Annotated in this window: 29 protein-coding genes, 2 tRNA genes and 2 pseudogenes; 14 read left to right on the forward strand and 19 right to left on the reverse strand. The window is 58.3% G+C overall.

Features of this window, described 5'->3' with window-relative positions; translation table 11 throughout:
* Positions 1–120: 120 nt before the first annotated feature.
* Together AC1DQM_RS19770 and AC1DQM_RS19775 are read right to left on the reverse strand one after the other, a co-directional pair.
* Positions 121–303, reverse strand: coding sequence for a hypothetical protein (locus AC1DQM_RS19770; protein ID WP_155944817.1), 183 nt, complete (start codon positions 301–303; stop codon positions 121–123).
* 279 nt (positions 304–582) lie between these two features.
* Positions 583–834, reverse strand: a pseudogene (locus AC1DQM_RS19775) (ATP-binding protein); the annotation flags it as partial.
* Between the two features lie 196 nt (positions 835–1,030).
* Here AC1DQM_RS19775 and AC1DQM_RS19780 point away from each other — a divergent pair.
* The 5 genes from AC1DQM_RS19780 (at position 1,031) to AC1DQM_RS19800 (ending at position 3,694) form a co-directional block, all read left to right on the forward strand.
* Positions 1,031–1,252, forward strand: coding sequence for a tautomerase family protein (locus tag AC1DQM_RS19780; protein WP_007939483.1), 222 nt, complete (start codon positions 1,031–1,033; stop codon positions 1,250–1,252).
* Positions 1,249–1,905 carry a DsbA family oxidoreductase gene (locus AC1DQM_RS19785; RefSeq protein ID WP_477746725.1) on the forward strand — a complete coding sequence of 219 codons (657 nt, stop codon included), beginning with the start codon at positions 1,249–1,251 and terminating at the stop codon, positions 1,903–1,905. The genes AC1DQM_RS19780 and AC1DQM_RS19785 overlap by 4 nt, the downstream gene beginning before the upstream one ends.
* Positions 1,906–1,948: 43 nt before the next feature.
* Entirely contained in the window at positions 1,949–2,659 is a 711-nt protein-coding gene (locus tag AC1DQM_RS19790; RefSeq protein WP_064615873.1) for an SDR family NAD(P)-dependent oxidoreductase, read from the forward strand.
* Positions 2,660–2,973: 314 nt separating this feature from the next.
* Positions 2,974–3,372: a carboxymuconolactone decarboxylase family protein gene (locus AC1DQM_RS19795; protein WP_007939479.1), complete on the forward strand. Its 399-nt coding sequence runs from the start codon at positions 2,974–2,976 to the stop codon at positions 3,370–3,372.
* Entirely contained in the window at positions 3,338–3,694 is a 357-nt protein-coding gene (locus AC1DQM_RS19800; RefSeq protein WP_477746726.1) for a hypothetical protein, read from the forward strand. Before AC1DQM_RS19795 ends, AC1DQM_RS19800 begins: the two co-directional genes overlap by 35 nt.
* Before the next feature lie 224 nt (positions 3,695–3,918).
* Here AC1DQM_RS19800 and AC1DQM_RS19805 read toward each other — a convergent pair.
* The 7 genes and pseudogenes from AC1DQM_RS19805 to AC1DQM_RS19835 form a co-directional block, all read right to left on the reverse strand.
* Positions 3,919–3,994: transfer RNA gene (locus AC1DQM_RS19805), tRNA-Thr, on the reverse strand.
* A 78-nt stretch (positions 3,995–4,072) separates the two neighbouring features.
* A pseudogene (locus tag AC1DQM_RS19810) lies at positions 4,073–4,237 on the reverse strand (FkbM family methyltransferase); the annotation flags it as partial.
* 337 nt (positions 4,238–4,574) lie between these two features.
* Positions 4,575–5,804, reverse strand: a complete 1,230-nt coding sequence (locus tag AC1DQM_RS19815; RefSeq protein WP_477746727.1) for a methyltransferase — start codon at positions 5,802–5,804, stop codon at positions 4,575–4,577.
* Positions 5,785–6,474, reverse strand: coding sequence for an ABC transporter permease (locus AC1DQM_RS19820; RefSeq protein ID WP_007897471.1), 690 nt, complete (start codon positions 6,472–6,474; stop codon positions 5,785–5,787). The genes AC1DQM_RS19815 and AC1DQM_RS19820 overlap by 20 nt, the downstream gene beginning before the upstream one ends.
* A complete protein-coding gene (locus AC1DQM_RS19825; protein ID WP_019651467.1) occupies positions 6,471–7,166 on the reverse strand; it encodes an ABC transporter permease in 696 nt (231 codons plus the stop codon). Before AC1DQM_RS19825 ends, AC1DQM_RS19820 begins: the two co-directional genes overlap by 4 nt.
* 78 nt (positions 7,167–7,244) lie before the next feature.
* Positions 7,245–7,991 (reverse strand): ABC transporter substrate-binding protein, encoded by a 747-nt coding sequence (locus AC1DQM_RS19830; RefSeq protein ID WP_018929227.1) that lies wholly within the window; start codon positions 7,989–7,991, stop codon positions 7,245–7,247.
* A gap of 13 nt (positions 7,992–8,004) precedes the next feature.
* Positions 8,005–8,778, reverse strand: coding sequence for an ABC transporter ATP-binding protein (locus AC1DQM_RS19835; protein ID WP_018929226.1), 774 nt, complete (start codon positions 8,776–8,778; stop codon positions 8,005–8,007).
* A gap of 553 nt (positions 8,779–9,331) precedes the next feature.
* Between AC1DQM_RS19835 and gabP the strand changes: the two genes are divergently transcribed.
* A complete protein-coding gene (gabP, locus tag AC1DQM_RS19840; protein ID WP_138866647.1) occupies positions 9,332–10,723 on the forward strand; it encodes a GABA permease in 1,392 nt (463 codons plus the stop codon).
* Positions 10,724–10,799: 76 nt separating this feature from the next.
* On the opposite strand, the gene AC1DQM_RS19845 is transcribed toward gabP, so the two are convergent.
* The 4 genes from AC1DQM_RS19845 to AC1DQM_RS19860 form a co-directional block, all read right to left on the reverse strand.
* Positions 10,800–11,252 carry a hypothetical protein gene (locus tag AC1DQM_RS19845; protein WP_477746728.1) on the reverse strand — a complete coding sequence of 151 codons (453 nt, stop codon included), beginning with the start codon at positions 11,250–11,252 and terminating at the stop codon, positions 10,800–10,802.
* A gap of 6 nt (positions 11,253–11,258) precedes the next feature.
* Positions 11,259–11,675, reverse strand: coding sequence for a hypothetical protein (locus AC1DQM_RS19850; protein WP_019581792.1), 417 nt, complete (start codon positions 11,673–11,675; stop codon positions 11,259–11,261).
* A gap of 37 nt (positions 11,676–11,712) precedes the next feature.
* Positions 11,713–12,687 (reverse strand): alpha/beta hydrolase family protein, encoded by a 975-nt coding sequence (locus AC1DQM_RS19855; RefSeq protein WP_477746729.1) that lies wholly within the window; start codon positions 12,685–12,687, stop codon positions 11,713–11,715.
* Between the two features lie 69 nt (positions 12,688–12,756).
* On the reverse strand, positions 12,757–13,812 hold the full coding sequence (locus AC1DQM_RS19860; RefSeq protein WP_477746730.1) for a PDDEXK nuclease domain-containing protein: 1,056 nt from the start codon (positions 13,810–13,812) through the stop codon (positions 12,757–12,759).
* A 260-nt stretch (positions 13,813–14,072) separates the two neighbouring features.
* Here AC1DQM_RS19860 and AC1DQM_RS19865 point away from each other — a divergent pair, with 260 nt between their 5' ends.
* Positions 14,073–14,522 (forward strand): hypothetical protein, encoded by a 450-nt coding sequence (locus AC1DQM_RS19865; protein ID WP_018929220.1) that lies wholly within the window; start codon positions 14,073–14,075, stop codon positions 14,520–14,522.
* Positions 14,523–14,606: 84 nt separating this feature from the next.
* On the opposite strand, the gene AC1DQM_RS19870 is transcribed toward AC1DQM_RS19865, so the two are convergent.
* The 5 genes from AC1DQM_RS19870 to AC1DQM_RS19890 form a co-directional block, all read right to left on the reverse strand.
* Positions 14,607–14,682: transfer RNA gene (locus tag AC1DQM_RS19870), tRNA-Phe, on the reverse strand.
* Between the two features lie 103 nt (positions 14,683–14,785).
* Positions 14,786–15,058 (reverse strand): oxidative damage protection protein, encoded by a 273-nt coding sequence (locus AC1DQM_RS19875; RefSeq protein WP_018929219.1) that lies wholly within the window; start codon positions 15,056–15,058, stop codon positions 14,786–14,788.
* Positions 15,055–16,122 (reverse strand): A/G-specific adenine glycosylase, encoded by a 1,068-nt coding sequence (mutY, locus tag AC1DQM_RS19880; protein ID WP_111453941.1) that lies wholly within the window; start codon positions 16,120–16,122, stop codon positions 15,055–15,057. The genes AC1DQM_RS19875 and mutY overlap by 4 nt, the downstream gene beginning before the upstream one ends.
* Positions 16,119–18,353, reverse strand: coding sequence for an AsmA family protein (locus AC1DQM_RS19885; RefSeq protein WP_086944141.1), 2,235 nt, complete (start codon positions 18,351–18,353; stop codon positions 16,119–16,121). Before AC1DQM_RS19885 ends, mutY begins: the two co-directional genes overlap by 4 nt.
* Positions 18,354–18,430: 77 nt before the next feature.
* Entirely contained in the window at positions 18,431–18,835 is a 405-nt protein-coding gene (locus AC1DQM_RS19890; protein WP_018929216.1) for an acetyl-CoA sensor PanZ family protein, read from the reverse strand.
* A gap of 264 nt (positions 18,836–19,099) precedes the next feature.
* Between AC1DQM_RS19890 and AC1DQM_RS19895 the strand changes: the two genes are divergently transcribed.
* The 6 genes from AC1DQM_RS19895 (at position 19,100) to hisF (ending at position 24,015) form a co-directional block, all read left to right on the forward strand.
* A complete protein-coding gene (locus AC1DQM_RS19895; protein ID WP_477746731.1) occupies positions 19,100–20,761 on the forward strand; it encodes an OFA family MFS transporter in 1,662 nt (553 codons plus the stop codon).
* Positions 20,762–20,965: 204 nt separating this feature from the next.
* Positions 20,966–21,559 carry an imidazoleglycerol-phosphate dehydratase HisB gene (gene hisB / locus AC1DQM_RS19900; RefSeq protein ID WP_007939452.1) on the forward strand — a complete coding sequence of 198 codons (594 nt, stop codon included), beginning with the start codon at positions 20,966–20,968 and terminating at the stop codon, positions 21,557–21,559.
* Positions 21,559–22,197 carry an imidazole glycerol phosphate synthase subunit HisH gene (gene hisH, locus AC1DQM_RS19905; protein ID WP_018929214.1) on the forward strand — a complete coding sequence of 213 codons (639 nt, stop codon included), beginning with the start codon at positions 21,559–21,561 and terminating at the stop codon, positions 22,195–22,197. Before hisB ends, hisH begins: the two co-directional genes overlap by 1 nt.
* A complete protein-coding gene (locus AC1DQM_RS19910; protein WP_477744125.1) occupies positions 22,198–22,455 on the forward strand; it encodes a DUF2164 domain-containing protein in 258 nt (85 codons plus the stop codon).
* Between the two features lie 42 nt (positions 22,456–22,497).
* On the forward strand, positions 22,498–23,235 hold the full coding sequence (gene hisA, locus AC1DQM_RS19915) for a 1-(5-phosphoribosyl)-5-[(5-phosphoribosylamino)methylideneamino]imidazole-4-carboxamide isomerase (protein WP_007939449.1): 738 nt from the start codon (positions 22,498–22,500) through the stop codon (positions 23,233–23,235).
* A gap of 9 nt (positions 23,236–23,244) precedes the next feature.
* The gene (gene hisF, locus AC1DQM_RS19920) at positions 23,245–24,015 is read left to right on the forward strand and encodes an imidazole glycerol phosphate synthase subunit HisF (protein ID WP_018929212.1); all 771 of its coding nucleotides are present in this window, start codon (positions 23,245–23,247) and stop codon (positions 24,013–24,015) included.
* Between the two features lie 36 nt (positions 24,016–24,051).
* Here hisF and AC1DQM_RS19925 read toward each other — a convergent pair whose 3' ends face one another.
* Positions 24,052–25,581 (reverse strand): trypsin-like serine peptidase, encoded by a 1,530-nt coding sequence (locus AC1DQM_RS19925; RefSeq protein ID WP_477746732.1) that lies wholly within the window; start codon positions 25,579–25,581, stop codon positions 24,052–24,054.
* Positions 25,582–25,794: 213 nt separating this feature from the next.
* Here AC1DQM_RS19925 and AC1DQM_RS19930 point away from each other — a divergent pair, with 213 nt between their 5' ends.
* Positions 25,795–26,550 carry a substrate-binding periplasmic protein gene (locus AC1DQM_RS19930; protein WP_018929210.1) on the forward strand — a complete coding sequence of 252 codons (756 nt, stop codon included), beginning with the start codon at positions 25,795–25,797 and terminating at the stop codon, positions 26,548–26,550.
* The last annotated feature ends 7 nt before the right edge of the window (positions 26,551–26,557 follow it).

A 26,557-nucleotide genomic window follows, 5' to 3' on the forward strand; every position in this document is an offset into this window, starting at 1 on the left:
CTGGCTATGATCCTGCACCAGAGCATGCTTGTCCCGAGTTTAGTAGCGAAATGATTCTGCGTCCGATGGCTGGAGGCTTACACAGGATCGAGATTTTTGTTGGGGGGGAGGTGATCGGGGTCAAGAAAGTGGCCCGGATGGGGGAGGTGTGGGCGTTTTTTGGCTGCTTGTTTTATCAACAAAACCTTTTCCCAAGGCAAAAAAAAGCAGCCTGATCAGGCTGCTTTCATGAAAAGGTGCTTGATATTGTGCTCCCTCAAGCAGGGGAGAAGAGGTCTCACCAGGCGTCGATTTCCAAGTCATCAACGAGGTCCCTCCGCCGACTATTGCCACTTGGAGGCAGTCGGTTTCGCGCTCTCGATTTAATTCTCTGCCCCTATAGTGGGGGTGTCAACGTGTGTGTCGGACCGTATGTCGGCGTCTTTTCAGGCTGCGGAAAAGCCCAACACCGCCGCACCGTTCAATGGCCAGTCGGCATTGAGCTACATGCTTCATCTGGATTCTAACTGGCGTCAATCAACGCTCGTTCTTCCAACCAACTCTCCTGAACAAACTGATCCGTAATCGCATAAATCCCATGCCCAACACCGGATAAGCCGCCGACGTTGCACCGGAAAATTCTTGGTTCCGCTTTGCAGTCAGTTCGCTGACTTGCGCCCTGTGCGATCCCGTTCCGATGAACAGAAAGTAGCCAGGTGTATTAGGGCGTGGGTTTATTGCATCACGAGCGGCTTTGAGTGCCAGGAGCAGTTGATTGCCGTCGTCGGAGGAAATCGCGTGCTGCACTTCGTCGATGATCAGCACCAAATCTGTTTTCGCTTGGTCGACCACCTCTTTTTATGGATACGCCATAATTATTGGCCAGCCATAATTTAGCATAAAGGTTAAGATCTGGCCTGAGTGCGGACTCATTACACCACGTCACTAATGATGTTCCCGCCCCCACCTTTATCCCCCCAAACCAACCTCTTACATTGAGCTCCGCCCACCTACCCATTCATCCCGAAGGGCAGGTCACTGGAGACTCATCATGCCTTTTGTCAGCGTACGCATTACCCGCGATGGTGTTACCTCGGAGCAGAAAGCTCAGGTGATCGCCGAAATCACTGAAACCCTGGAACGCGTCCTCAACAAACGCCCGGACCTGACCCACATCGTGATCGAGGAAGTCGACACCGATAACTGGGGCTATGCCGGTATCACCACCACCCAGTACCGCAAGCAACTGGCTGAGGCGGAGGGGCAGTCATGACCGCCTCCGTCACCATCGATTTCGTTTCCGATGTGGTGTGCCCGTGGTGTGCCTTGGGTGCGACGGCGCTGGAGCAAGCGATCGAGAACGTGGCGGGTGAGATCTCGGTCGAGCTGACTTTCAAGCCTTTCGAACTGAACCCCGACATGCCGGCCGAAGGCGAGAACGCGGTTGCGCACTTGATGCGCAAGTACGGGCGCAGCGCCGAGGACGTCGCCGCCGGTAAAGCGATGCAGATCGCTCGGGGTGAGGCCATCGGGTTCAAGTTCGATCTGGAGAAGCGCACCCACTTCCATAACACCTTCGATGCTCACCGATTGCTGTTGTGGGCGTTGCAGGAAGGGCGTCAGGTCGCACTCAAGAAAGCCCTACTGCGTGCTTATTTCACCGACGGCCAGAATCCGAACGATCGCGAAACGCTGGTTCGACTGGCGGCGCAAGTGGGATTGGATGCGGCGAGTGCGCGTGAGGTGTTGGTGTCCGGAGCGTTTGCCCAGGAAGTGCGTGAGCTTGAAGTGTTTTACCGCGAGCGCGGCATTAATTCGGTACCGGCCATGGTGCTGAACGGCCGTCACCTGGTGTCCGGTTCGCAATCGGTCGAGTACTACGAACAGATGTTGAGACAAATGGCACAGGCGCCTGTTGAAGCCTGATTAATCACTTTTTCAAACCATCATTTATGAGTAGAGGTTCATCATGAGCAATTCGAAAAAAGTCATCGTAATTACTGGCGCCTCCCAAGGGCTCGGCGCAGGCATGGTCAAGGCTTTCCGTGATCTCGATTACAAGGTTGTCGCCACCTCGCGTTCGATCAAACCGTCCACCGACCCGGACATCCTCACCGTGGCGGGCGACATCGGCGACCCGGCGGTCGCTCAGCAAGTCATTCGTGAAGCGATCGCACGTTTTGGCCGCATCGACACCCTGGTCAACAACGCCGGGATCTTCGTTGCCAAGCCGTTCACTGCTTACACCCCGGAAGACTATGCCGCGGTGCTGTCGGTGAACCTGAATGGTTTCTTCTACATCACCCAACTTGCGATCACCGAGATGGAAAAGCAGGGCAAAGGCCACGTCGTCAACATCACCACCAGCCTGGTGGACCACGCCATTGACGGTGTGCCATCGGTACTGGCTTCGTTGACCAAAGGTGGCTTGAACGCGGCGACCAAATCCCTGGCCATCGAGTACGCCAAGCGCGGGATTCGAGTGAATGCGGTTAGCCCCGGCATCATCAAAACGCCGATGCACGGAGAGGAAACCCATGAAGCGCTGGGGAGTTTGCATCCGGTTGGGCACATGGGCGAGATCAGCGATATTGCTCAGGCTGTTGTGTATCTGGACAGCGCCAACTTTGTCACCGGGGAAATCCTGCATGTTGATGGCGGGCAGAGTGCGGGTCACTAAGACCTGTTTTCTAAACATCAGAAACAACAAAGCCCTCGCGTTTTTGCGAGGGCTTTGTTTTGTATGGTGCACGCTTTACCAGCACGTGCATCATCCGAAGATCGTCTCTTAGCCAACCCGCCAAGTCTGATAACTCCAGGTACTGAGCGGTACGTCATTGCGCCCGAAAAGTCTAAATCCATCCTGTTGTTTCTACGATGGTTAAGAGTTCATTTGCTGAAGTCGTGCTGCAGCCGGCTCTGGCATGGCCGCCAGGGAACTAAACTAGTTATATCTCTATAGAAGATGTCTCTACAGAGGTAAGGAGGTGTCAAATGGCCATTCGTGATACCTATCAGGAAATTGAACAGACCCTGGGTCTGGTTCCGGAGTGGATCAAGCAGATGCCGGAAGGCGGCGCGATCGGATTCTGGGGCGTAGCCCGGGATTTCTGGCTGGCAGATACCAAGATTCCTAATAAGTACAAGGAGTTGATAGGTCTGGCGGTATCCGGGGCGACCCGTTGCAAGTATTGCGCTCTGTTCCATACCGAAGCCGCGCGCCTGTTTGGCGCGAGCGATGAGGAAATTTCCGAAGCCAGCTTTATGGGCTCGCTGACCATGATGGGCAGCACCTTTATTAACGCCCAGCAGATCGACTACGAGCAGTTCCGGCAGGAAACGCTGAGTATCGTCCGGTATGTCAAAGATCACTCGCAACCCAAAGCCGCATAAGCCGTTGCGAGAACCTGCCCTTCGCCAGCTGACGAAGGATAAGTTGATTGCAATCACCAGCGGTGGTCCCAGGACCACCGCTCGGTGGCAAGCGGCTGTGCTGCGAGCCATCAGCGAACTCATGCAATACAGCGATACCGCCCGCGAAGAAAACCAGGACCTGCGCATCCCCTTCGCCAAAGCACTCCATGACCTCTATGCGGGACGGAAATCCGACGCCGAGTTGACGGAAATGGTGTTGCTGATGCTGGAAGTGGAAACCGCCCCTTTTATTGGCAAAGAGCCCCAGCCAGGAGCGGTAACTGGAGACAATGACCTCTGAGAAGTGGAAAAGGGGCAACGTTATTTTCCCAAATGGAAATCTTCGTATCCCTGGTTTGAGCAAAAAAGTCCCGCACGATTTGAGCTTGCTGACGACGTCAACCTAGGCTTGGCGGGTGTATTGGTTTGCAATTTAGGTGGGGCCTATCAAGGTCGGGTGGAAGCAGATTCTCCAACCCCAGAAACAACAAAGCCCTCGCATTTCTGCGAGGGCTTCGTTTTGTATGGTGCCGGCACCAGGAATCGAACCCGGGACCTACTGATTACAAGTCAGTTGCTCTACCATCTGAGCTATACCGGCGTGTCAGGGCGACGATTATAGCGATTGGGTTGGTTCTGTAAACCCCTGAATTCAGACTATTTTTGCGCAGGCTTTCGGTCAGGCGCGATGCAGTACTTTCTTGAGTTTCTGCAGGGTGCGCCAGGCTCGGCTGTTTTGCATCGCCCGCAGTTGCGCTTCGGCGTGTTCAGCGCGTTGCAGGGAGGCGGGGAGGTGGTTTTCGGTGTTGGTGACGGGGTGGCTGAATTGATGGCCTCTGCAGAACGTCACGGTCGAAGATTTTTCTTGTTCATGGCCGCACTGTCGGCGCCCTCGTATGCGTGTATAGCAAGGGGCATTGCCAGGCGCAATTTTTCGCCCGTGGTGTCCGGAATTCGGCGGTTATGTCGTTTTGATTGAATGCTTATGCACAACGGGCTGGCGGAATCTGCTTGATCATTGCGCTTTTGTGGACTCGTTCTCATTTGTCCGCAAATGTCTGTTTTATGGGTTTTTTATTTTTGTGAACAAAAAATGACCAGTTGTGTTTTAGGCGTAAAACAGCGTGGATATTGGATCCACGATAATTCCATCAACAGAGTTATCCACAGGTTGCGACTGTTTAAGGGCGCTCTGCCAGAAGCAGGAAATTGCGCGGTGTGAGTGGCGATTCGCAGAAGGTGCCGAGGCGAACGATATAGCCCTGCTCAATGAGGAAAAGTGCCCGATCGAGTACCAGCCACAGCTCCAGAGGCCGTCGGAAAAGGCCTCGCAGCAGCTCCAGGTTGCGCACTTCGGCCAGTCGCTGCCAACCGGCGGCTTCCAGTTCGGTCCAATCTGGCGTGCCGACTGTGGATAAGTCTTTGAGTGCGGCCAGATCGCGGCAGTAATCGGAGAAGGGTTTGTCCAGCCAGGCGCTGGGCAGGGAAGGGGTGGGCAGGTATTCGTCGACACCGCGAAGTTGCCGTTGCAGCAGGTCGAACCCCAGGCGCCGGGCCATGGAGGTGTCGCGCTGGCGTCGGACGCGAGCGCCGGCGGTGACGGTTTCGCTCATCGGCAGCGCAAGATCATCGAGGGAAAGGTGTAGGTTGGAGCGCTCGGCCGCACAGGAAAGTGGCCGATAGGTGTTCAGACTGATCCGATTGTAACAGCACGGTGCGATGGCCAGTTGTTTGCATCCGGCGGCGCTGGCGAGCTGGATCAGTCGCACATGCAGATCCCCGCAGGCGTGCAGCGCTACGGGTGTGTGATCGGCATTCAATAAAGAGGCTGCGCCAGGCGCGAGTACATCCTGTTCGACATGCAGCGCATGCATTTGATGGCGCTGGCTGAGTGCCTGGCCGCTGGCGACCAGCGCTGGGTCGTATTCCAGGCAGGTCAATTGTTGACCGGTTTGCAGCAGGCGTCGCCCCAAATGGCCCTTGCCCGAACACCAGTCCAGCCAATGCGTCGGTGCACGGGCAAACTGCAAGCAACCGGCGAACGCTTCAATCTGCTGCCACTTGCGCCCTGGCACATCCACATTCAACCGATGGCCCGCCGCTTCGAGTGCACGAGCGGGCAATTCGCCCACCGCACTCAGCTCAAGAGACATCGCCGCCAATGAAGCAAACGGCTCCGGCGCATCGAGCCCGCCAGGCTGGTTATGACTGTTTTCCGCATCTTCCAGCGACCGCCCGCGTAGCCACAACGCCAGTTCCGGGTAGGACGCTTCCCAGGGTAGTTGCAGATGGGTAAACGGTCGGGGCTTCCACAGCGCCTGATGCTCGATCAGAAAAGCATCCAGCGCAGCGAAGCGGGCGAGTAGCGTCTCGCCCGTCAGCACGCAGGCATCAGCGCCCTTGGCAGGCATCGACGCGCAACCAGCGCTCCAGCAGCTTGAAGCCGCGCACCAGCACGTAAGCCATCAGCAGATAGAACATGCCCGCGGCGAAGAAGATCTCCACCGGCAGGTAGGTGCGAGCAATGATGGTGCGGGCCATGCCGGTCAGCTCCAGCAGGGTCACGGTACTGGCCAGGGCACTGGCCTTGAGCATCAGGATCACTTCGTTGCTGTACGCCGGCAGGCCGATACGCGCAGCACGTGGCAGCATGATGTAGAACAACGCCTTGGCCCGGGACATGCCCAGCGCCCGCGCCGCTTCGATCTCGCCCGGTGGAATCGCCTGGATCGCGCCACGCAGGATCTCGGCGATGTAGGCCGCGGTGTGCAAGGTCATGGTCGCGGTGGCGCACCAGAACGGATCGCGCAGGTACGGCCACATCGAGCTGTTACGCACCGCATCGAACTGCGCCAGGCCGTAGTAGACCAGGAACAGCTGAACCAGCAACGGCGTGCCACGGAAAAAGAAGATGTAGCCGTAGGGGAATGCCCGCACATACCAGAGTCGCGATGAGCGAGCGATGCCCAGCGGAATTGCCAGCAGCAACCCGGCAATCACGGCGATGGCCACCAGTTCCAGGGTCAGCGTCGCGCCCTGAGCCAGTTTTGGCAGCCACTTGATGATGACTTCCCAATTCATTGGGTGCTCCTCGCGAAGCCGCGAGCGGCACGTCGTTCCATAAAGTGCATGCCGGTCATGGCCAGAATGGTCAGGCTCAGGTACATGAAGGCAGCCACCATATAGAAGGTGAACGGTTGCTTGGATACGGTCACGCCGATTTGCGCGTGACGCATGATTTCTTCAAGGCCGATGACCGATACCAGCGCAGTGTCTTTCATCAGAATCATGAACAGATTGCCCAGGCCCGGCAGGGCGATGCGCCACATCTGCGGCATGATCAACTTGGTGAAGATGCGGAATTTCGACAGGCCCAGGGCCACACCGGCTTCACGGTGACCTTTGGGAATCGCCAGAATCGCCCCGCGAAACACTTCCGTGGCATAGGCGCCGAAACACAGCCCCAGCGCAATGACGCCGGCGGCAAAGGCGTTGAGTTCGAGCTCGGGGTTGCCGAAGAACTCACCCAGCGCACGCATCAGGTTGACTGTGCCGAAGTAGATCAACAGCACCCAAAGCAATTCCGGGATGCCGCGAACCAGCGTTGAATAAGTGCCGCCAAGCCATTGCAGCGGCTTGTACGGGGAAGTCTTGGCCAAGGCGCCGAGCAGACCGAGCACCAGCCCCAGGCACAAGGCCGAGAGTGCCAGTTTCACAGTCATCAGTGCGCCAGCGGCGAGCGCCGGGCCGAATCCGTAGAGGTCGATAATCATGGATTTCTTTTCAAATCGCGGCAGGCAATGCCAAGGACTGGCGCCGTCAGCGAACGGCGCCGGTCAGGCAGGTCAGAATCAATAGATGCTGAACGGGAAGTACTTGTCGTTGATCTTCTTGTAGGTGCCGTCAGCGACGATTTCTTTCAGCGCAGCGTTCAGCTTCTCGCGGATCGGGTCGTTCTTGCGAACGGCGATACCGATCTTGTCGCTTTCTTCAACCGGGTCACCCTTGAATTCGTAAGGACGGCCGGCGTCGCTTTTCAGCCACTCATAGTTGACGTACTTGTCGGCCAGGATGCCGTCCAGGCGACCGGAAGTCAGGTCCAGGTAAGCGTTTTCCTGGGTGTCGTAGAGTTTGACTTCGACGCCTTCCATGTTGTCTTCCAGCCAGGTGCCGGCCAGGGTCGCGCGTTGGGCCCCGATCACCTTGCCTTGCAGCGAAGCCTTGTCGGTCTTGAAGTCGACGTCTTTCTTGGCAATGAACTGCAGTTTGTTGGAGTAGTACGGTGCGGTGAAGTCTACCGCTTGCTTGCGCTCATCGGTGATCGACATCGAGGAGATCAGGAAGTCGAATTTCTTGGCGTTCAGGGCCGGGATGATGCCGTCCCAATCGGAGGTGACCACGGTGCACTCGACTTTCATCTTGGCGCACAAGGCGTCGCCGATGTCTTTGTCGAAGCCGACGACATTGCCACTGGCATCTTTATTGTTGAACGGCGGGTAGGCCGCTTCGATGCCCATCTTCAAGGTCTCGGCGGCGGCACCGGCGCTGAAGGCCAGGGTGACGGCCGCAGCCAGGAAGATCTTTTTGTAGTTCTGCATGCGGGTAGCTCCGTTAGCGGTTGCTGGACATGAATTGTTTGCAGCGCGCCGAAAGCGGGTTTTCGAACACCTGCTGCGGCGATCCTTGTTCTTCTACCAAGCCTTGGTGGAGGAACACCACTTCGCTGGAAACCTGACGGGCGAAGCCCATTTCATGGGTCACGAGCAGCATGGTGCGGCCTTCTTCGGCCAATGCGCGGATGACATTAAGTACTTCCTGGACCATTTCCGGGTCAAGGGCGGAGGTGGGTTCGTCGAACAGGATCACCTTGGGCTGCATCGCCAGGGTACGGGCGATGGCCGCGCGTTGCTGCTGGCCGCCGGAGAGTTGCGCGGGGTAGGCGTGGCGCTTGTCAGCGATGCCGACCTTGGCCAGCAGGGCTTCGGCGACTTCGATGGCCTCGGCCTTGCTCTGGCCGAGTACGCGGCGCGGGGCCTCGATGATGTTGTCGAGCACGGTCATGTGCGGCCAGAGATTAAAGTTTTGAAACACAAAACCGATCTCGCTGCGCAGGCGATTGATCTGTTTGCCGTCGGCAGCGACCAGTTCGCCGTTCTTGGCGGACTTGAGCTTGAGTTCTTCACCGGCCACCAGGATCTGGCCCTGGTGCGGGTTTTCCAGCAAGTTGATGCAACGCAGGAACGTGGACTTGCCGGAACCGGAGGAGCCCAGGATCGAGATCACGTCGCCGTCGCGGGCGGTCAGCGAGATGCCTTTGAGCACCTCAAGCTGTCCGTAGCGTTTGTGCAAGTTGCGGATTTCAAGCGCGGGCGTGGCCTCAGCCATGTGCGTTCCTCATAGTGTGTTGCGCTCCTGCTGTTGGTCGCCTTCCTGGCGAGGCGGCCAAGCTAGCATAGCGTTCGAATGGCAGCCAACAGCGCTCGGGACGGTAAACGGATGGCGTGTGGCAGGTTGTCGCATCGGTACAGCAGACTGTCGCGCTGCTATCAACCGAACAGCCGTTTGAACCCGATGTGGTCCGGCTGTCCCGTAAAAAAAGGCGCGATGTTGCCAGCTTTGGCGGGGTGTTGGAAGCGCTAACCGGCCAAACGTTCCTGATCTGCACTTTTATTATGCGAGGGGTGATTCCGGGGTGTGTTTCTGGTGCGATGTTTCGTTATTAAAGTGGGTCGCCAGGTAACGTTCTGGCGGATTGCCATTAATCTCAATGACTTGCGATAACTGCTTGGTCAGGCTGAGAGCCCCGAGGTTGAGGAGCTTGCAACATTTTGGCGCAATTATTGCGTGCAGAATACGAAACGCCCTGTTGGTTTCTTTTTACGAGAAGGAACGCCAAACGGGATGCACGCTTCCGCTTTTCCTTACAAAGGTAGTTTTAATGAGCAGTTCCCCAAGCTCCAATGGCCTTGAACAGGGGCTCAAACCGCGTCATGTGACCATGCTGTCGATCGCCGGGGTTATCGGTGCCGGCCTGTTCGTCGGCTCCGGCCACGCCATCGCCGCTGCAGGCCCGGCCGTGTTGTTGGCCTACGCTGCCGCCGGTGCGCTGGTGGTTCTGGTCATGCGCATGCTCGGCGAGATGGCCGTTGCATCGCCAGATACAGGCTCCTTCTCGACGTATGCCGATCGTGCGATCGGTCACTGGGCCGGTTTCACCATCGGTTGGCTCTACTGGTGGTTCTGGGTTTTGGTCATCCCGCTGGAAGCTAACGCTGCGGCGACCATTCTGCATGCCTGGTTCCCGAACGTGGCGATCTGGGCCTTCACCTTGGTCATCACGTTACTGCTGACGGTGACCAACCTGTTCAGCGTGAAGAACTATGGCGAGTTCGAGTTCTGGTTCGCCCTGGTCAAAGTCGTGGCGATCATCGGCTTTATCGGTCTGGGCATTCTGGCGATCTTCGGCCTCCTGCCCACCAGCCAGGTCAGCGGCGTGTCGCACTTGTTTGACACTCAAGGCTTCCTGCCAAACGGCATGGGCGCGGTGCTCGGCGCCATTCTGACCACCATGTTTTCCTTCATGGGCACCGAGATCGTGACCATCGCGGCCGCGGAATCGAAGAACCCTGGCCAGCAGATCTCCAAGGCCACCAACTCGGTCATCTGGCGGATTGGCTTGTTCTACCTCGTCTCCATTTTCATCGTTGTGGCCTTGGTGCCGTGGAACGACCCGATTCTGGCCAGCGTCGGTTCCTACCAGACCGTGCTGGAGCGCATGGGGATCCCGAATGCCAAGCTGATCGTTGATATCGTGGTTCTGGTTGCGGTCACCAGCTGCCTGAACTCCGCGCTCTACACCGCTTCGCGGATGATGTTCTCGCTGGGCAAACGCGGCGACGCGCCGGCCGTTTCCCAGCGCACCAATAGCAGCGGCACACCTTACTGGGCCGTGATGCTGTCGACCGCTGCGGCATTCCTTGCAGTCTTCGCCAACTACGTGGCCCCGGCTGCCGTGTTCGAATTCCTGCTGGCCAGCTCTGGCGCCATCGCGTTGCTGGTGTACCTGGTGATTGCATTTTCGCAACTGCGTATGCGCAAACAGCGCATGGCTCGCGGTGAAAAAATCGCCTTCAGCATGTGGCTGTTCCCGGGTCTGACCTACGCGGTGATCGTATTCATCATCGCCGCCCTGACCATCATGCTGTTCCAGGAAGCGCATCGCGTGGAGATCCTCGCGACTGGCTTGCTGAGCGTGTTGGTGGTGGCTGCCGGTTTGTTTGTGGCGCGTCGTCGCAAGCTGCAGAAACTGGGCGCTGTGGTGCTGAGCTGATCCGTACTGCGTAACGCAAAACGGCCGCTGTCAGTGATGACACGCGGCCGTTTTCAGTTCTGAAGAGGAGGCGTGTCTACTCGCCCTTTTCTTCCTGCGCATCCAGCGACTGACGATAACTGTCCAGCGCATCGCCAAAGTCAGTGATGAATTGCGGATCGGTCAGCCAGGCCTGGGCGGTATCGCGGTCCATGCCATCGGCCCACATGCGGTAGTCGATCAGCATGTCGGCGGCCAGGTGCGTGGCGGCCATGGCTTCGTTGTCGGCGTTTTCCATGTCCAGCAGTTCTGGATGGTCGCTGATGATCCCGGCGAGGTTCGACAGCAGGGTCAGCAGCATGTCGTTGCGGCTGGTGGCTTCGGCGTCACGCATTTTGCTGAACATCGCCAGGGTGTATTCCGGGATCGGCTCGCCGATCTCACCCTGGTCATCGTTCAGGTCGGCAGGCTTTCTGCCGACCATGCGGATCTGTTTGGCTTTGGCCTTTGCGCGTTTGGCGCGTTTCTGTTGCTTATTCAGGGATGCCATGGGAACTCAGTGGGTTTTCTGTTGGGTTTGGGCCGCGATGGCGTCGGACGCCGCCACGTAATCAGCCTGGAAGGCTGGGGATTCGATCCACGCCAGGGCGCCGGCTTCGTCGGTCTCGGTGGACCATTGGCGGTATTCGATCAGCGCCGCGAGGATGAAGTCCATCGCGCCTTCTTCGCCTTCCTGTTCGTACACCAACTCCAGCAACGGGTCTTCAAGGAAGGCTGTGCACATGGCCTGCTGACTGGACTTTTCGGCGTCGATCATTTTTTTGAACAGTTCGGTCAGGTCCACCGATTCGAAGTCGATGCGATCGTCGTTCGGGTCCAGCTCGACCGGCGCGGCGGCCCGCTGGGTGCGGTTCTGCTTGGCCTTGGCTTTGGCGCGGGAGGCGCGTTTGTTCTGCTTGTTGGCGGAGGCCATGGGCGTCGTTCCGTATTTCGTTGAGAGGGTGCATCAATCAGTTGCGTGGCACTCGCCGCCCGGGTGTATCGGGGGCCAGCTCGCCGGTCTGCAGCCAGGACAATGCAATGGGCCATAGTGTGGCTTGGTATGCGCTGCGAAAAAAGGCGAAATGTCCGACTTCTTCTTCGCCGATGTCCTCAGGTGTGATTCTCAGGTGGGTATTTGTACTGCCGGTGAAGTAGCCAAGCAGGCGTTCTATGGCTGGAATCGTGCCGTAGGGATCGTCGCTGAGGCTGATGGCCAGGGTTTGTGCGCTGACGTTGGCGAAGGGCAGTCGACCGGTTCTGGCGTGGATGAGGCGACCGCTGGGGCGTTTCTCATATCGGTTGCTGGGCGTGCTCCAGTCGCGAACCACGCCGGCGGGGGTGTCTTCGAGCCAACCCAGGCGTTTGCCGGGGAAGTAGCCGCAAAGCATCGTCATCAACGGCATCACCACGTGCCACTTGGCGAACATCCGCCAGCGATGGGCAGGGGCATAGTCGCGCCAGTAAGCGAACTGCGCGCCCACTGTCACCAGGCGTCGGATCAAATGCCCGGAGGCCCCCAGCCCCGCAGCACAGCCGCCGAAGCTGTGGCCGACGACATTGATGGGTTGTCCTGCAAACTCGCGTTGCGCTCTTTGCAGCATCGCCTCGAAATCCAGCGCGCCCCAGTCGGACCATGAGGCCTCGAGCCCTTTCAACGATGCGGGACGCGACTCGCCGATGCCTCGGTAGTCATAAGTGATCACGTCAAAGCCGTTGGCGAACAGGTAATCGGCGAAGCGCGAATAGTGTCGGCAACGGACAGAGGTGGCAGCGTTGACGATAACCACCGGGCGAGTTGGGTCTTGATGGGGGTGTCGCCAGGTGAAGCCGCCAAGGAGGAAGCCATCGGCGGCGGGCTCCCTGAAGGATTCGCCGGGTGTGCGGGTGGGTAACGGCAACTCGAGTTGCGTCGGGGCCAGTGAGGGTATGTCCTGTAAGTTCATCGGCTTTGAACCTTTGCGACCAGTTACTCACCATAGTCGTCATGCCGTTTATGAACAATCTGCCCGCGCTTATCGGGGGCGTTTGAGTAACCGCTCCTCAAGCACCGCCCATTCCCGATCCAGTTCTGTGCGAAGTTCCTCCTCACTCGGCAGCACCAGTCTGTAGGTACTTGCGAACAGTTGTTCGTTGCCTTGCAGCACTGAATAGCGCACCACCGATTCATCTTTTTGCGCGCAGAGAATGAGGCCGACGGTGGGGCCATCCTCCGGTCCGCGCTTGAGGTCGTCGTACATGCGTACATACATGTCCATCTGGCCGACATCCTGGTGAGTCAGTACGCCGCGCTTGAGGTCGAAGATGACGAAGCACTTGAGCAGGTAGTTGTAGAACACCAGGTCGATGTAGAAGTCTCTGCTGTCGGTACTGATACGTTGCTGGCGAGCGATGAAGGCGAAGCCTTTGCCCAGTTCGAGCAGAAAACCCTGGAGTTGATCGATCAGTGCTTGCTCAAGATCGCTTTCCTGAACCCGGCCTGCATTGGGCAGGCCGAGAAACTCGAGCAGCACCGGATCCCGGATGAAATCCCGAGGGCTGGCGTTCATTTGCTGGATGTTGATGGCGGCTTCCTGTTTGACGGGAGACCGGTCGCGACTCGCCAGCAGGCGCTCGTAGTAGAGGGTGTTGATCTGACGCTCGAGGGCGCGACTTGACCAGTTCTGGAGCGCTGATTCGTTCATGTACCAGTGGCGAGCGTTGTCGTTGTCGACTCGCAGCAGCCTGCGGTAGTGGGTCCAGCTCAATTCGTGACGCAGCGCGTCACGAATCGGGAATGCTTGATAGAACTGGCGCATGTAACGGAGATTAGAGGCGTCGAAGCCTTTCCCAAACTCCGCTGTCAGTGTATGCGCCAGTGTCGACAGCAGCTGCTTGCCATAAGTCGCCCTCCGAGCCCCCTCCTGCTCGAACTCCACGATATGCCGGCCGATCTGCCAGCAGGTTTGCACCTGAACGGTATCGACCGCGCGCAGCACCTTTTGGCGCGCTTCACGGATCAGCTCGCCCAGACTGCCGAGCAGTGAAGCCATTTTTGGTTCTTGAGTGTTATCGGGTTCGAGGTGGCTCATGACATCTTCCGCAGCTGGAAACAGACGCAAGAGGATGGCAGGAGAGCGATAGTCGACGATGCCGGGCGCTGCTGATAAGTCGGAAGGAATTACCGGATTCGTCTTGCAGGACACCACCGACTACAGCTCGTACTTGAGGAGCAAATCGTGTAGTCCGATTCGCAGTGAACCCAATTCCGAATCGATCTAAAACTTGAGTATTCGGCGATAAATCTAAAAGGAGTAACGAGTGGGTTCTACGTAACCCGGGAGTCGCCATCATGAAGTACGTCCATTCATTCATGCTGCCCATCGCCGCTGTCGGCGTACTGCTGTTGCCAATCGCGCTTAACGCCGCCAGCCTTGAGCCAATTGACAGCTCGGCCGTGCAAGTCCAGCAGCAACAACAAAACGGGATTACCTACCTGTCCGGGGGGGTTGGAGAGGACGAGGCTAAAGCCATTCAGCAAACCAAGGGCTACAACCTGCACATGACATTCTCCACCGGGCCTCAGGACGAATACGTTCCCGATGTGGATCTGGTTATTCAGAAAGCCGCAGGGCAGACCGTGCTGACACTGAGTGAGGCTGGACCGTTGGTTTACGTTCAGCTGCCTGCCGGCAAGTACACCGTTATCGCCACGCATAAAGGTGAGGTGCGGCGTGATACAGCGGATGTAGGCAGTGGTGCCGCTCGCAATCTGGTTTTCCACTGGGGCGGTCAAAACTAGTCAGGAGAGGTGGCTTGCGTGATGTCCGATTAAATCGCAGGCATAAAAAAACCCTGAATCTTGCGATTCAGGGTTTTCGGTATTTGGTGCCCAGAGACGGAATCGAACCGCCGACACGGGGATTTTCAATCCCCTGCTCTACCGACTGAGCTATCTGGGCAACGGGGCGCATTAAACGGGTTTTTCAGGGGGTCGTCAAGCAAGTTTTCAAAAAATATTTAATTATTACCGTCGCTTACGTGCCGACCCCGAATTTTGATCAATTATTGAGCAGGTGGAACGTAGCCTTCAGCCTTGGCGTATTCCTCGCCGGAAAAGTATTTGTCCATCTCACCCTGAAGGTATTTGCGGTCTTCGGCGTTCATCATGTTCAGGCGTTTTTCGTTGATCAGCAGGGTCTGGTGTTTCTGCCAGTCGGCCCAGGCCTTGGCCGAGACGTGGTCAAAAATGTCCTGACCTTTTGCACCCGGGAATGGAGCGCGCTCCAGGGCGGGCAGTTCTTCTTTGTACTTGCGGCACATGATGGTGCGGGTCATGACGACTCTCCTGCGTTCAATACGGCGGCCGCGCGCTCGAGCAAGGTTTTGACCGGGGCGGCAAGGCCCAGGCGCGGCGGGGTGGCGAGGTTATACCAGAGCCAGTCGGCCTCGGCCACGTGATGGCCGGCCTCCTGGACCTGCACCAGCCAGGGTTCGATGGATAATTGAAAGTGACTGAAGGTGTGCACCAGGCTCGGCAGTGCCTGCTGGCTGCCCAGTTCCAGCGAGTGCTGCGAAGCCAGATGTTGCAGGTCGTCGAGGTCATCGAGTTCCGGCAGGCTCCAGAGACCGCCCCACAGGCCCGTGGAAGGGCGTCGGTAAAGCAGAATCGCGCCGTCGCCGTTGGCGAGCATCGGCATCAGCGTGCGCTTCTGTGGCACCGCTTTGCGTGGCTTGGGGATCGGGTAGCGGGTTTCCAGGCCGAGCATGTGTGCTTCGCAGCCCTTTTTCAGTGGGCAGAGCAGGCAGCTCGGCTTGCTGCGGGTGCAGAGCGTGGCGCCCAGATCCATCATCGCCTGGGTGTAGGCATTGACCCGATCATGCGGCGTGAAGCGCTCAGCGTTCGCCCACAGCTGTTTGGCGACCTTCGGCTCGCCGGGATAACCCTCTTGCGCGGTAAAACGCGCCAGCACCCGTTTGACGTTGCCGTCGAGGATCGGCGCGCGGATGCCCATGCTCAGGCTGGCAATCGCCCCGGCGGTGGACAGACCGATACCCGGCAGCTCGGTGAGTTTTTCCACATCACGGGGAAACTCGCCGCCATATTCGGCGACCACAATCTTCGCGGTCTTTTGCAGGTTGCGCGCCCGGGTGTAATAACCGAGGCCGGTCCACAGGTGCAGCACTTCGTCTTCCGGCGCGGCGGCCAGGGCTTCGACGGTTGGCAACGAGGCCATGAACCGGTCAAAGTAGTTCAGCACCGTGCTGACCTGGGTCTGCTGCAACATGATTTCCGAGACCCACACCCGGTAAGGGGTGATGCCCTGTTGCCACGGCAAGTCATGGCGACCGTGGCGGTCGTACCAGTCCAGTACGGCCGTTGAAAACTGCTCGGCTCTCATCGCTTGAACAGCCCCTTGAGCGCGTTTTTCAGTTCCGGGCTGACTTTATCGCCAAGCTTCTCGTCGATTTTTTCGCTGATGCGCTCGCCGGCCAGCTTGCTGGCGACCTGGCTCATGCGTTCGCTGTCGAGGCGGCAAGCCTTGGCGCCCAGCTCCAGCGGGCCACGGCAGCGCAGCGGCCATTCAATGCCGACGTATTTCTCGCCGACCTGACAGGCCGGGTCCGGCATGTCGCTCTTGTCGCCTTCGACGATGATGCCCAGGCGGTAATCCATGCCCAGCACCCGCAGGTCGATGTCGCCGTTACCGTTCACGGTCATGCCTGGGACGCGCACTTTCAGGTCCGGGTTATTGGCCACGCCGTTGCGCAAAGTCAGGTTGCCCTTGAGCTCCTCGAAGGGCGTGTCCTTGCCCCGTGGTTCGCCACTGAGGGTTTTGCGATTCAGGGTGGCGATGCCTTTGCACAGTTGTTGCTCAAGGTTGGCATTGAGCAGCATGCCGTTATTGATGACGAAGCTGGCGTTGCCGTTGAGACTGTCGATCAGCGCGCTCTCGCTATTGCCACTGCCGGTCAGGGTGCTGTTGAGCGTGACCTGGCCTTTGACCGGTGGATTTTTCCCCTGGCCCTCGAGGATTTTCTCCACCGGCACGTTGTTGATGCGCGTCTGTATGTTCAGCGCTGGCACTTGCTGGCGCACATCCAGGGTGCCCTTGGCTTCGAAGTTACCGTCGTACAGATCGCCGCGCAGGTTCTCCAGGGTCAGCAGGCCGCCCTGGCCGTTGGCCTTGAGTACCGCGTTCTGGATCGGCAGTTTGTCGAGGGTCAGTTGGCCGAAGGTCAGGTCGGCGTCCACGTCGAGTTTGCTCAGGCGCTCCACCGGGAACAAGCGGTCGCTGCTCCACGGGCCTTTGGTCGGTGATGGCGGCAGCGGTGTGCTGCCAGGGCCGGCCAGGGCATCGGCTTCGGTGCTGGCCACTTCGGCCTTGCGTACCTGAGTTGCGCTGTTGGCTTCGGCGGATTTCGGCGGCAGGTAACGGTCGACGTTGAAGGTGTCAGCCTTGAGGGTTGCCCGCAGCGATTGCTTGGCGAAGTCTTCGATGGCGATGCGGCCGCTGAAGTTGCTGTCGTCAAGTTTCAGGTTGATGTTATCGAGCGACAGGCTGGTTGGCGTGCCGGCAACCTGGCTGACCAGTTCAACTTTGCTCAGGCTACCTTCGGCCATTGCCGGGAGTTTCTGGCCGATGCTGTCGACGAATTTCGCCAGGTCGAATTGGGCAATCGACAGGCCGCCGCTGATTTGCGGGGTCTTGTCGAGGTCGTTGGCTTTCAGTTCACCCAAAGCGCGCAACTGGTTGGCGGAGATCTTGATGCCAGTCCATTCGGCGACGTTGGCGGCTTTGTCCAGCAGCAACTGACCTTGAGCGGCGAAGGTCATGGTCTTGCCTTGCAGCGGATCGCCAGCGACTTCTCCGGAGAGTTTCATGTCTTCGAACTTGTAGCGTTGCAGCGCCCGCTCGAAGCGCAGCTCGCCAGCCAGCTCGGTCCGCACCCGCAGAACTGGTTGGTTGGTGCCCAGGAACGCCGTGAGTTTGACCGGGATGTTGGTCGAGTCATGGACCGGGCCAGTACTCAGCTGGATGCTTTCGGCGCTGAACTGCTTGCCGGTTTTTTCGTCGCTGTACTCAACGCGGGCGTTGTTGACGGTCAGGCTGTCGATGTCCAGGCGGACCGGCTGAGCCGGTTTTTCGGCCTGGGCGGTGGTCGTTGGTGCGGGTTCGCCGGTGGTGGCGGGCGTTGTGGTCGAGGTCGTCGCAGCCGCAGGTGCCGGCACCTTGCCGATGTCTTCCCAGTTGCCATGGCCGTCCTTGTCACGGTTCAGGCGCAGGTTCAGGCCTTCGACGCGCACATCGCTCATCTGCACTTCGCGGCGCAGCAGCGGAATCACGCGGACCGACAGACCGAGCATCTGCAGGTCGGCAAACGGCTCGGTGGGCTTGGCCAGGGTCGCCACACTGGCTTCGTGTAATTCCAGGCCCAGCCAGGGGAACAGGCTCCAGCCGATATCGCCATTGAGCGTCAGCTCGATGTGGGCCTTGTCGCGGGCAATCTGGCGAATCTCGTCTTTATAGTCGTTGGGATCGAAGAGGTGGGTCAGGGCAAAGCCCAGCGCCACAATGATCAGCAACAGCCCGAGAAGTACCAGACCCAGGATTTTGCCGAACGCTTTCATGGGCGAGTCCTTGTATTAGTCGAATTCGAAATTTAGCCGGGGAGTATAGCGCCCCGAAGTGGCCGCCCGGTCAGCGATCATGTCGGGAGCACATCCAGCGGCACTTTCAGCTTAGCCGCCAGCGCCTGGGCTTCTAGGTGCCCGGCGGGCGCCAGCAGGTGCAATGTCGCGCCCGATTGCACCGCCATTTTCTGCGCTTCGCTTACCAGGCGCTCGGCAACACCACGGCGGCGGGTGATTTTTCGTACGCATAAATGGGACAAATGCCAGGTGTCATGGTGCCGTTGCAGACGTGCTGCGCCCAGCAACCGATCGTTGAAGCGTCCGGCGACCAGCGAGCCGTCCCGCAAGCAGCTTTCGATCAGCTCAGCATCCCCTGTAAACGGCGCAAACAGCCAGCTCGGGGCATCGCGGTAGATCTTCTGCAGATCTTGCTGATCCTGATAAGTGACCTGGTTCAGCAGCTCGACAATGATCGGCATGGAAATTCCTGTGAAGTTAAACGGAGCCATTCCCCGTGAAAACAATGTTCATCCAGTGGTACGAGATCGGATGACATACAAAACGTGATATCAGTTTGGTTTTTCTGTCACGTGCAAATGGTAACCTCTGCCCGTTCGTCCGTCCTTCTGCGACGTGATGTCGCACCAAAATGAAGCTTCACCTAAAAACAGTCATGTCTGCGTGCATAAAGGCTGGGGGTGAGGAGCGGCTGGCGAACCCTACTAATAATTGGGGGAAACACCATGACTACGAGCATCACGGCGGACGGCTTTGCCGACCGGCCCGCGTTCCTGTCCAAGGAACGCATCATCGCCAAGCCCGGTTTTAACCGTTGGCTTGTACCACCGGCCGCTCTGGCCATCCACCTCTGCATCGGCATGGCCTACGGCTTTTCGGTGTTCTGGCTGCCACTGTCCAAGGCCCTGGGCGTCACCAAAGCCGTGGCTTGCGCGCCGGACATGAGCTTCATCGCTCAGGTCTTTTCGTCGCAATGCGACTGGCCGATCTCGATGCTCGGCTGGATCTACACCCTGTTCTTCATCTTCCTGGGTTGCTCGGCAGCGATCTGGGGCGGCTGGCTCGAACACGCCGGTCCTCGCAAGGCGGGCGTTGTATCGGCACTGTGCTGGTGTGGCGGTCTGCTGATTTCGGCGCTGGGGGTCTATACCCACCAGATTTGGCTGATGTGGATCGGTTCCGGGGTTATTGGCGGTATCGGCCTGGGGCTGGGCTACATCTCGCCGGTCTCGACCCTGATCAAGTGGTTCCCGGACAAGCGCGGCATGGCGACCGGCATGGCAATCATGGGTTTCGGCGGCGGCGCGATGGTCGGCGCTCCACTGGCTGCGGCCCTGATGGGCCACTTTGCTTCGCCAACCAGCGTCGGTGTGTGGCAGAGCTTCCTGGTGATGGCCGCGATCTACTTCGTGTTCATGATCGGTGGCGCACTGTCCTACCGCGTTCCGCCAACGGGCTGGAAGCCTGAAGGCTGGACGGCTCCGGCGAAAAAAGCTTCGAACGCGATGATCACGTACCGTCATGTGCATGTGAATGTGGCGTGGAAGACCCCGCAGTTCCGTCTGGTATGGCTGGTGCTGTGCCTGAACGTTTCGGCGGGTATCGGCATCCTCGGCATGGCTTCGCCGCTGTTGCAGGAAGTGTTCGCCGGTAAATTGCTTGGCAACGACCTGACGTTCGGTCAACTGGACGCTTCGCAACTGGCCTCGATCGCCGCCATTGCTGCCGGTTTCACCGGCTTGCTGAGCCTGTTCAACATCGGTGGCCGGTTTTTCTGGGCTTCGTTCTCGGACTACCTGGGCCGCAAAAACACCTATTTTGTGTTCTTCGCCCTGGGTTTCGCCCTGTACGCGCTGATCCCGAACCTCGGTCACCTGGGCAGCGTTGCGCTGTTCGTGGCGGCGTTCTGCATCATCCTGTCGATGTACGGCGGTGGTTTTGCGACTGTTCCTGCCTATCTGGCGGACTTGTTCGGTACGCAAATGGTCGGCGCGATCCACGGTCGTCTGCTGACAGCCTGGGCGGCGGCGGGTGTGTTGGGGCCGGTGTTGGTGAACTACCTGCGTGAATATCAACTGAGCATCGGCGTCGAACGTGCCGCGGCATACGACATCACTCTGTACATCCTCGCGGGCCTGCTGGTGCTGGGTTTCATCTGCAACCTGCTGGTGCGCCCGGTGGCGGACAAGTACTTCATGACCGACGCCGAACTGGCCGCCGAACAGGCGCTGGGCCACGACAAGGGTGCTGACGCCAGCACCGTGCTGGAGTGGAAAGCGGATGCGGGCACCAAACCATTGGCGGTGGCTGCGTGGCTGGTGGTAGGGATTCCGTTGGCGTGGGGTGTTTGGGTGACGCTGCAGAAAACGGCTGTCCTCTTCCACTAAGTAGACGCATCACCCCTGTAGCTGATCGCTCACACGCTTTGCGTGTGAGCGATCAGTGGTCCTGAGATGCTTGTACGGACATGTCTATCCCCGACAGCACGGGGTTCACTCCGTCAGTGATATCACCTCCCGTGTTTCTGTTTAGCGCCCGCGACCCTATAATGGCTGCCTTTTTCGCCCCAATGATTTTTTGCGGAGCTGGTGATGGCCGAACGTATGGCGTCTGTCGAGCGCGACACTCTGGAAACCCAGATCAAAGCCTCGATCAACCTGGATGGCACCGGAAAGGCCCGATTTGATATCGGTGTGCCTTTTCTTGAGCACATGCTGGACCAGATCGCCCGTCACGGGCTGATCGACCTGGATATTGTCAGCAAGGGCGACCTGCATATCGACGACCACCACACGGTGGAAGACGTCGGTATCACCTTGGGTCAGGCCTTCACCAAAGCCATCGGCGACAAGAAAGGCATCCGTCGCTACGGCCACGCCTACGTGCCGCTCGATGAAGCGTTGTCGCGTGTGGTGATCGACTTCTCCGGCCGTCCTGGCCTGCAGATGCATGTTCCGTATACCCGCGCTACCGTCGGCGGCTTCGACGTTGACCTGTTCCAGGAGTTTTTCCAGGGCTTCGTCAACCACGCCAACGTCACTCTGCACATCGATAATCTGCGTGGGCACAACACCCACCACCAGATCGAGACCGTGTTCAAGGCTTTCGGTCGCGCGCTGCGCATGGCCGTGGAGCTGGATGACCGCATGGCCGGGCAAATGCCTTCGACCAAAGGCGTTCTGTAATGCAGACGGTCGCGGTTATCGATTACGGCATGGGCAACCTGCACTCGGTGGCCAAGGCCCTCGAGCATGTCGGCGCCGGCAAGGTCTTGATCACCAGCGATGCCGACGTGATTCGCGAAGCCGACCGGGTGGTATTCCCCGGCGTCGGCGCGATTCGCGATTGCATGGCGGAGATCCGTCGCCTGGGCTTCGATTCGCTGGTGCGTGAAGTCAGCCAGGACCGTCCGTTCCTTGGCATTTGCGTGGGCATGCAAGCCTTGCTCGACAGCAGCGAAGAGAACGATGGCGTCGACTGCATCGGTCTGTTTCCAGGCCAGGTGAAGTTCTTCGGCAAGGATCTGCACGAAGACGGCGAACATTTGAAAGTGCCGCACATGGGCTGGAACGAAGTGAAGCAGACGGTGATTCACCCGCTGTGGCACAACATTCCGGACCTGGCGCGCTTCTACTTCGTGCACAGCTACTACATCGCTGCCGGCAATGCGCGGCAGGTGGTCGGTAGCGGTCATTACGGGGTCGATTTCGCCGCCGCGCTGGCCGATGGCTCGCGTTTCGCCGTGCAGTTCCACCCGGAGAAGAGCCACACCCATGGCCTGCAATTGCTGCAGAACTTCGCCGCGTGGGATGGCCGCTGGTAAATGGCTGCCAGGAAGAAGCCGCCGATCCTGACCCTCACTCCCGAGCAGGAGAGCGAGGCCAATCACAAGATCAAGCGCTTCATGGAGGACCGCTTCGAACTGGACCTGGGTTCGTTCGAAGCGGCTGAAATCCTTGAGCTGTTTACCCGCGAAATTGCTCCGCACTATTACAACAGGGCGATTTTCGATGTGCAGACGCACCTCAAAGAGAGGTTCGAAAGCATCGAAAGCGACCTGTGGGCGCTCGAGAAAAACTGATTTCCGAGCGAAGCTGAACACTCGAATTTGAAGGTTTGCCAGATGCTGATTATTCCCGCTATCGATCTCAAAGACGGTGCCTGTGTTCGTCTGCGCCAGGGCCGCATGGAAGATTCCACAGTGTTCTCCGATGACCCGGTGAGCATGGCTGCCAAGTGGGTGGAGGGCGGTTGCCGTCGTCTGCATCTGGTCGACCTGAACGGTGCGTTCGAAGGCCAGCCGGTCAACGGCGAAGTGGTCACCGCCATCGCCAAGCGCTACCCGAACCTGCCGATTCAGATCGGCGGCGGTATCCGTTCCCTGGAAACCATCGAACACTACGTGAAAGCGGGTGTGAGCTACGTGATCATCGGCACCAAGGCCGTGAAAGATCCGGCTTTCGTTGCTGAAGCCTGCCGCGCGTTCCCGGGTAAAGTGATCGTCGGTCTGGATGCCAAAGACGGTTTTGTCGCCACCGACGGCTGGGCTGAAATCAGCACCGTGCAGGTCATCGACCTGGCCAGGCAATTCGAAGCCGACGGCGTGTCCGCGATCGTTTATACCGACATCGCCAAAGACGGCATGATGCAGGGCTGCAACGTCTCTTACACCGCTGCTCTGGCTGCGGCGACGAAGATCCCGGTCATTGCATCCGGCGGTATCCACAATCTGGGTGACATCAAGTCGCTGCTCGACGCCAAGGCACCAGGCATCATCGGCGCCATCACCGGCCGGGCGATCTACGAAGGCACCCTCGATGTCGCTGAAGCGCAAGCTTTCTGCGATTCGTACAAAGGCTGAGGACTCACCATGGCGCTGGCCAAACGCATCATCCCTTGCCTGGACGTGGATAACGGCCGGGTGGTCAAGGGCGTCAAGTTCGAGAACATTCGCGACGCCGGCGACCCGGTGGAAATCGCCCGTCGCTACGACGAGCAGGGTGCTGACGAGATTACCTTTCTCGATATCACTGCCAGCGTCGACGGCCGCGACACCACGCTGCACACCGTCGAGCGCATGGCCAGCCAGGTGTTCATCCCGCTGACCGTGGGCGGCGGCGTGCGTACCGTGCAGGACATTCGCAATCTGCTGAACGCCGGTGCGGACAAGGTCTCGATCAACACCGCTGCAGTGTTCAACCCGGAATTCGTCGGCGAAGCGGCGCAGCATTTCGGCTCGCAGTGCATTGTCGTCGCGATCGACGCCAAGAAAGTTTCCGGCCCGGGCGAACCCCCGCGCTGGGAAATCTTCACCCACGGTGGTCGCAAGCCAACCGGCCTCGACGCCGTTGAGTGGGCGAAGAAAATGGAAGGCCTCGGTGCCGGCGAAATCCTGCTGACCAGCATGGACCAGGACGGCATGAAAAACGGTTTCGACCTGGGCGTCACCCGCGCTATCAGTGATGCGCTGGGGATTCCGGTGATCGCCTCAGGTGGCGTCGGCAACCTGCAGCATTTGGCCGACGGTATTCTCGAAGGCCACGCCAGTGCGGTATTGGCGGCGAGTATTTTCCACTTCGGCGAATACACCGTTCAGGAAGCCAAGGCCTACATGGCCCATCGCGGAATCGTGATGCGATGAAGGCCCGCGGCCCGGAGAAAACGCTCCGGGCCGATGTTATGGGGCAACTTGAGCGTTGGATGACGCAGCCTTATGAGTTCCAGTTACCGGGCTCAGTAAGTCGATCCTCGGTTCGGACGCCTGTCCCGATTTGTCGTAGGCAATGACGCAAAGCTTTCCCGGAAGTTTCTCGCTCGGAATAAAGAAGTCCATTTTCATGTCTTCAATGTATTTTTCGGGTTGATGACAGTCCGTTGTTTCTACAGGACCAAACTTGATGGAGTAGGTCCGATACGGCTCTTCTGCTTTCGCCAGTGTTACAAACACGTTGCTTTCAAAGGACAAGTTGGCCTGCGCGGTTGGTGTGTTATCCAATATCTCTACGGGTAAAGACAACGCGTTTTTCAAGAGGCCTCTTGAGGCGTGCTGTTCAGCTGATTCCAGACCTAAAATGCATAGAAAATAGAATCCAGGTTTCGTACCTATCTCAGAATTGATTTGTGCATCTGTTGAGCTTATTGGATCGCTGTAATTTTCGGTTTCCTCGCATTTCATTGCGGAGGAAACGGTTTTATGACGGTAGAAGGGAGTACTGATCGAAAATCGATAGTTCCAGGTCGGGATGATTATGGAACCATTATTGAGCTGTTTAACTCTCTTGTATCTGTCCAGCTCGGCTGCGCCATCGTCAACGGTAAAAGCCGGGTAGAGTTGGCAGGACGATGGCGGATTTGGAGCGATACGGCCTTGTGAGAAACACCCATTGAGAAGCGCCGTGGGGTTGCCATACACATTTTCGTGTACCGCCACATAGTCATTTCCAACGCGCGTGCAGGGCGCATGATCGCGGCATGGGACAACATCAACCTCGAAATTTCCTGTTCCCACTACCCCTACGATCTCGTTTGAATAGCGATCCAGCACGGGGCTTCCGGAGCTGCCGCCTCGAATGTCCTTGCAGCGAGTCATAAAGGTGTTCCGCCACACCCATGGACCTTCAACAAGGTCCTGGGTGGGCTGCAAAGTACAAGCCGCCATGCGCAATGTGATTTGGTCGAAACCTGTTGGCGCCCCCACGATCAAGACATCGGTGCCATTCGTTGGTGTCTCACTCGCCAGTTTCAACGGTTGTATGCCATCCGCAATGAGCTTTTGAAGGCTGACATCCAATTCAACTATGGCCATATCAACGCCTTGCATGCTCCGCCATATCGTCGTCTTCAGCGGATAGGCCTTGAACTTGGAGGTTTCGGTGAAATAATTGAATGTGATGGTGCCGCTGACCGGGCTGTCGGTCACGATGTTGCCATTGGTCAATTCAATGCAGTGTCCCGCAGTAAGTACGTAAGCGGGCGTTTCCGGCAACTCTATTTCATCGCGTGTATCCAGAAGGGCCGCGGTACAGCTCCCGTGATTGATCTCCAGGCGCCCGATACCTTGCCAGTGGTCGCGGGAGCCGTCGGTATTTTCAAGGGTTTTGGAAGGGGTCAGGTTCTGCAGGCCTTCGCCATAATCGCTGTTGTTCGCAAAACTGGGTGTACACAGTGAGCACAATGCACTGGCAAGAAGTATGGGGATCGAATTCATTGAAGGGTGCCTCTGATTAATTGAAGAAACGGCCTGTGGCCGGGTATTTGCAATTAATCAGGTGAGGCTGGATGGAGGGTGGTAACTATCTACCACAGTGACTGTGATACCCATTATTTTAATGATGCATATAAGGCCGTTATCAAAAGGCCAGTAGACAGCATGGCGGGCTCAAGGCACTCTTGGGCACGCCATGGATTTCGGTAGCCCGACATGCTTAAACGTCTTCTTCTTGTCCTCGCCAGCGCTTCTCTGTTGCTCATCAACGGGGCTCGCGCCGAAGAAGGTCCCGACACCGGCCTGGTATTGCTGACGGAAAACTTCCCCCCGTACAACATGGCGAAGAACGGCAAGAACTTCGCCCAGGACGAGAACATCAATGGCATCGCCGTGGACATCGTCCGCGAGATGTTCAAGCGCGCTGACATCCCCTACAGCCTGACGCTGCGTTTCCCTTGGGAGCGAATCTACAAACTCGCTCTGGAAAAGCCCGGTTATGGCGTGTTCGTAATGGCGCGGCTGCCGGACCGCGAGAATCTCTTCAAGTGGGTCGGCCCTATAGGCCCGGACGACTGGATCATGCTGGCCAAGGCTGATAGCAAGATCACCCTGGAATCGCTGGATGAGGCGCGTAAGTACACAATTGGTGCCTACAAAGGCGATGCGATTGCCGAGACTTTGGCCAAGCAAGGGCTGAAGCCGATTGTGGTGCTGCGCGACCAGGACAATGCGAAGAAGCTGGCTAACGGTCAGATCGATCTGTGGGCTACGGGTGATCCGGCGGGACGTTACCTGGCGCGGCTGGACGGGGTAACCGGGCTCAAGACCGTACTGCGCTTCAACAGCGCCGAGCTGTACCTGGCGCTGAACAAGGACGTGCCGGATGAGACTGTCGCCAAGCTGCAAGCCGCGCTGGATCAGTTGCGCAAGGAAGGCGTGGTGGACGACATCATGGCGCGGTATCTCTAAATCCCAA

Source organism: Pseudomonas sp. 01L34 (assembly GCF_056400265.1).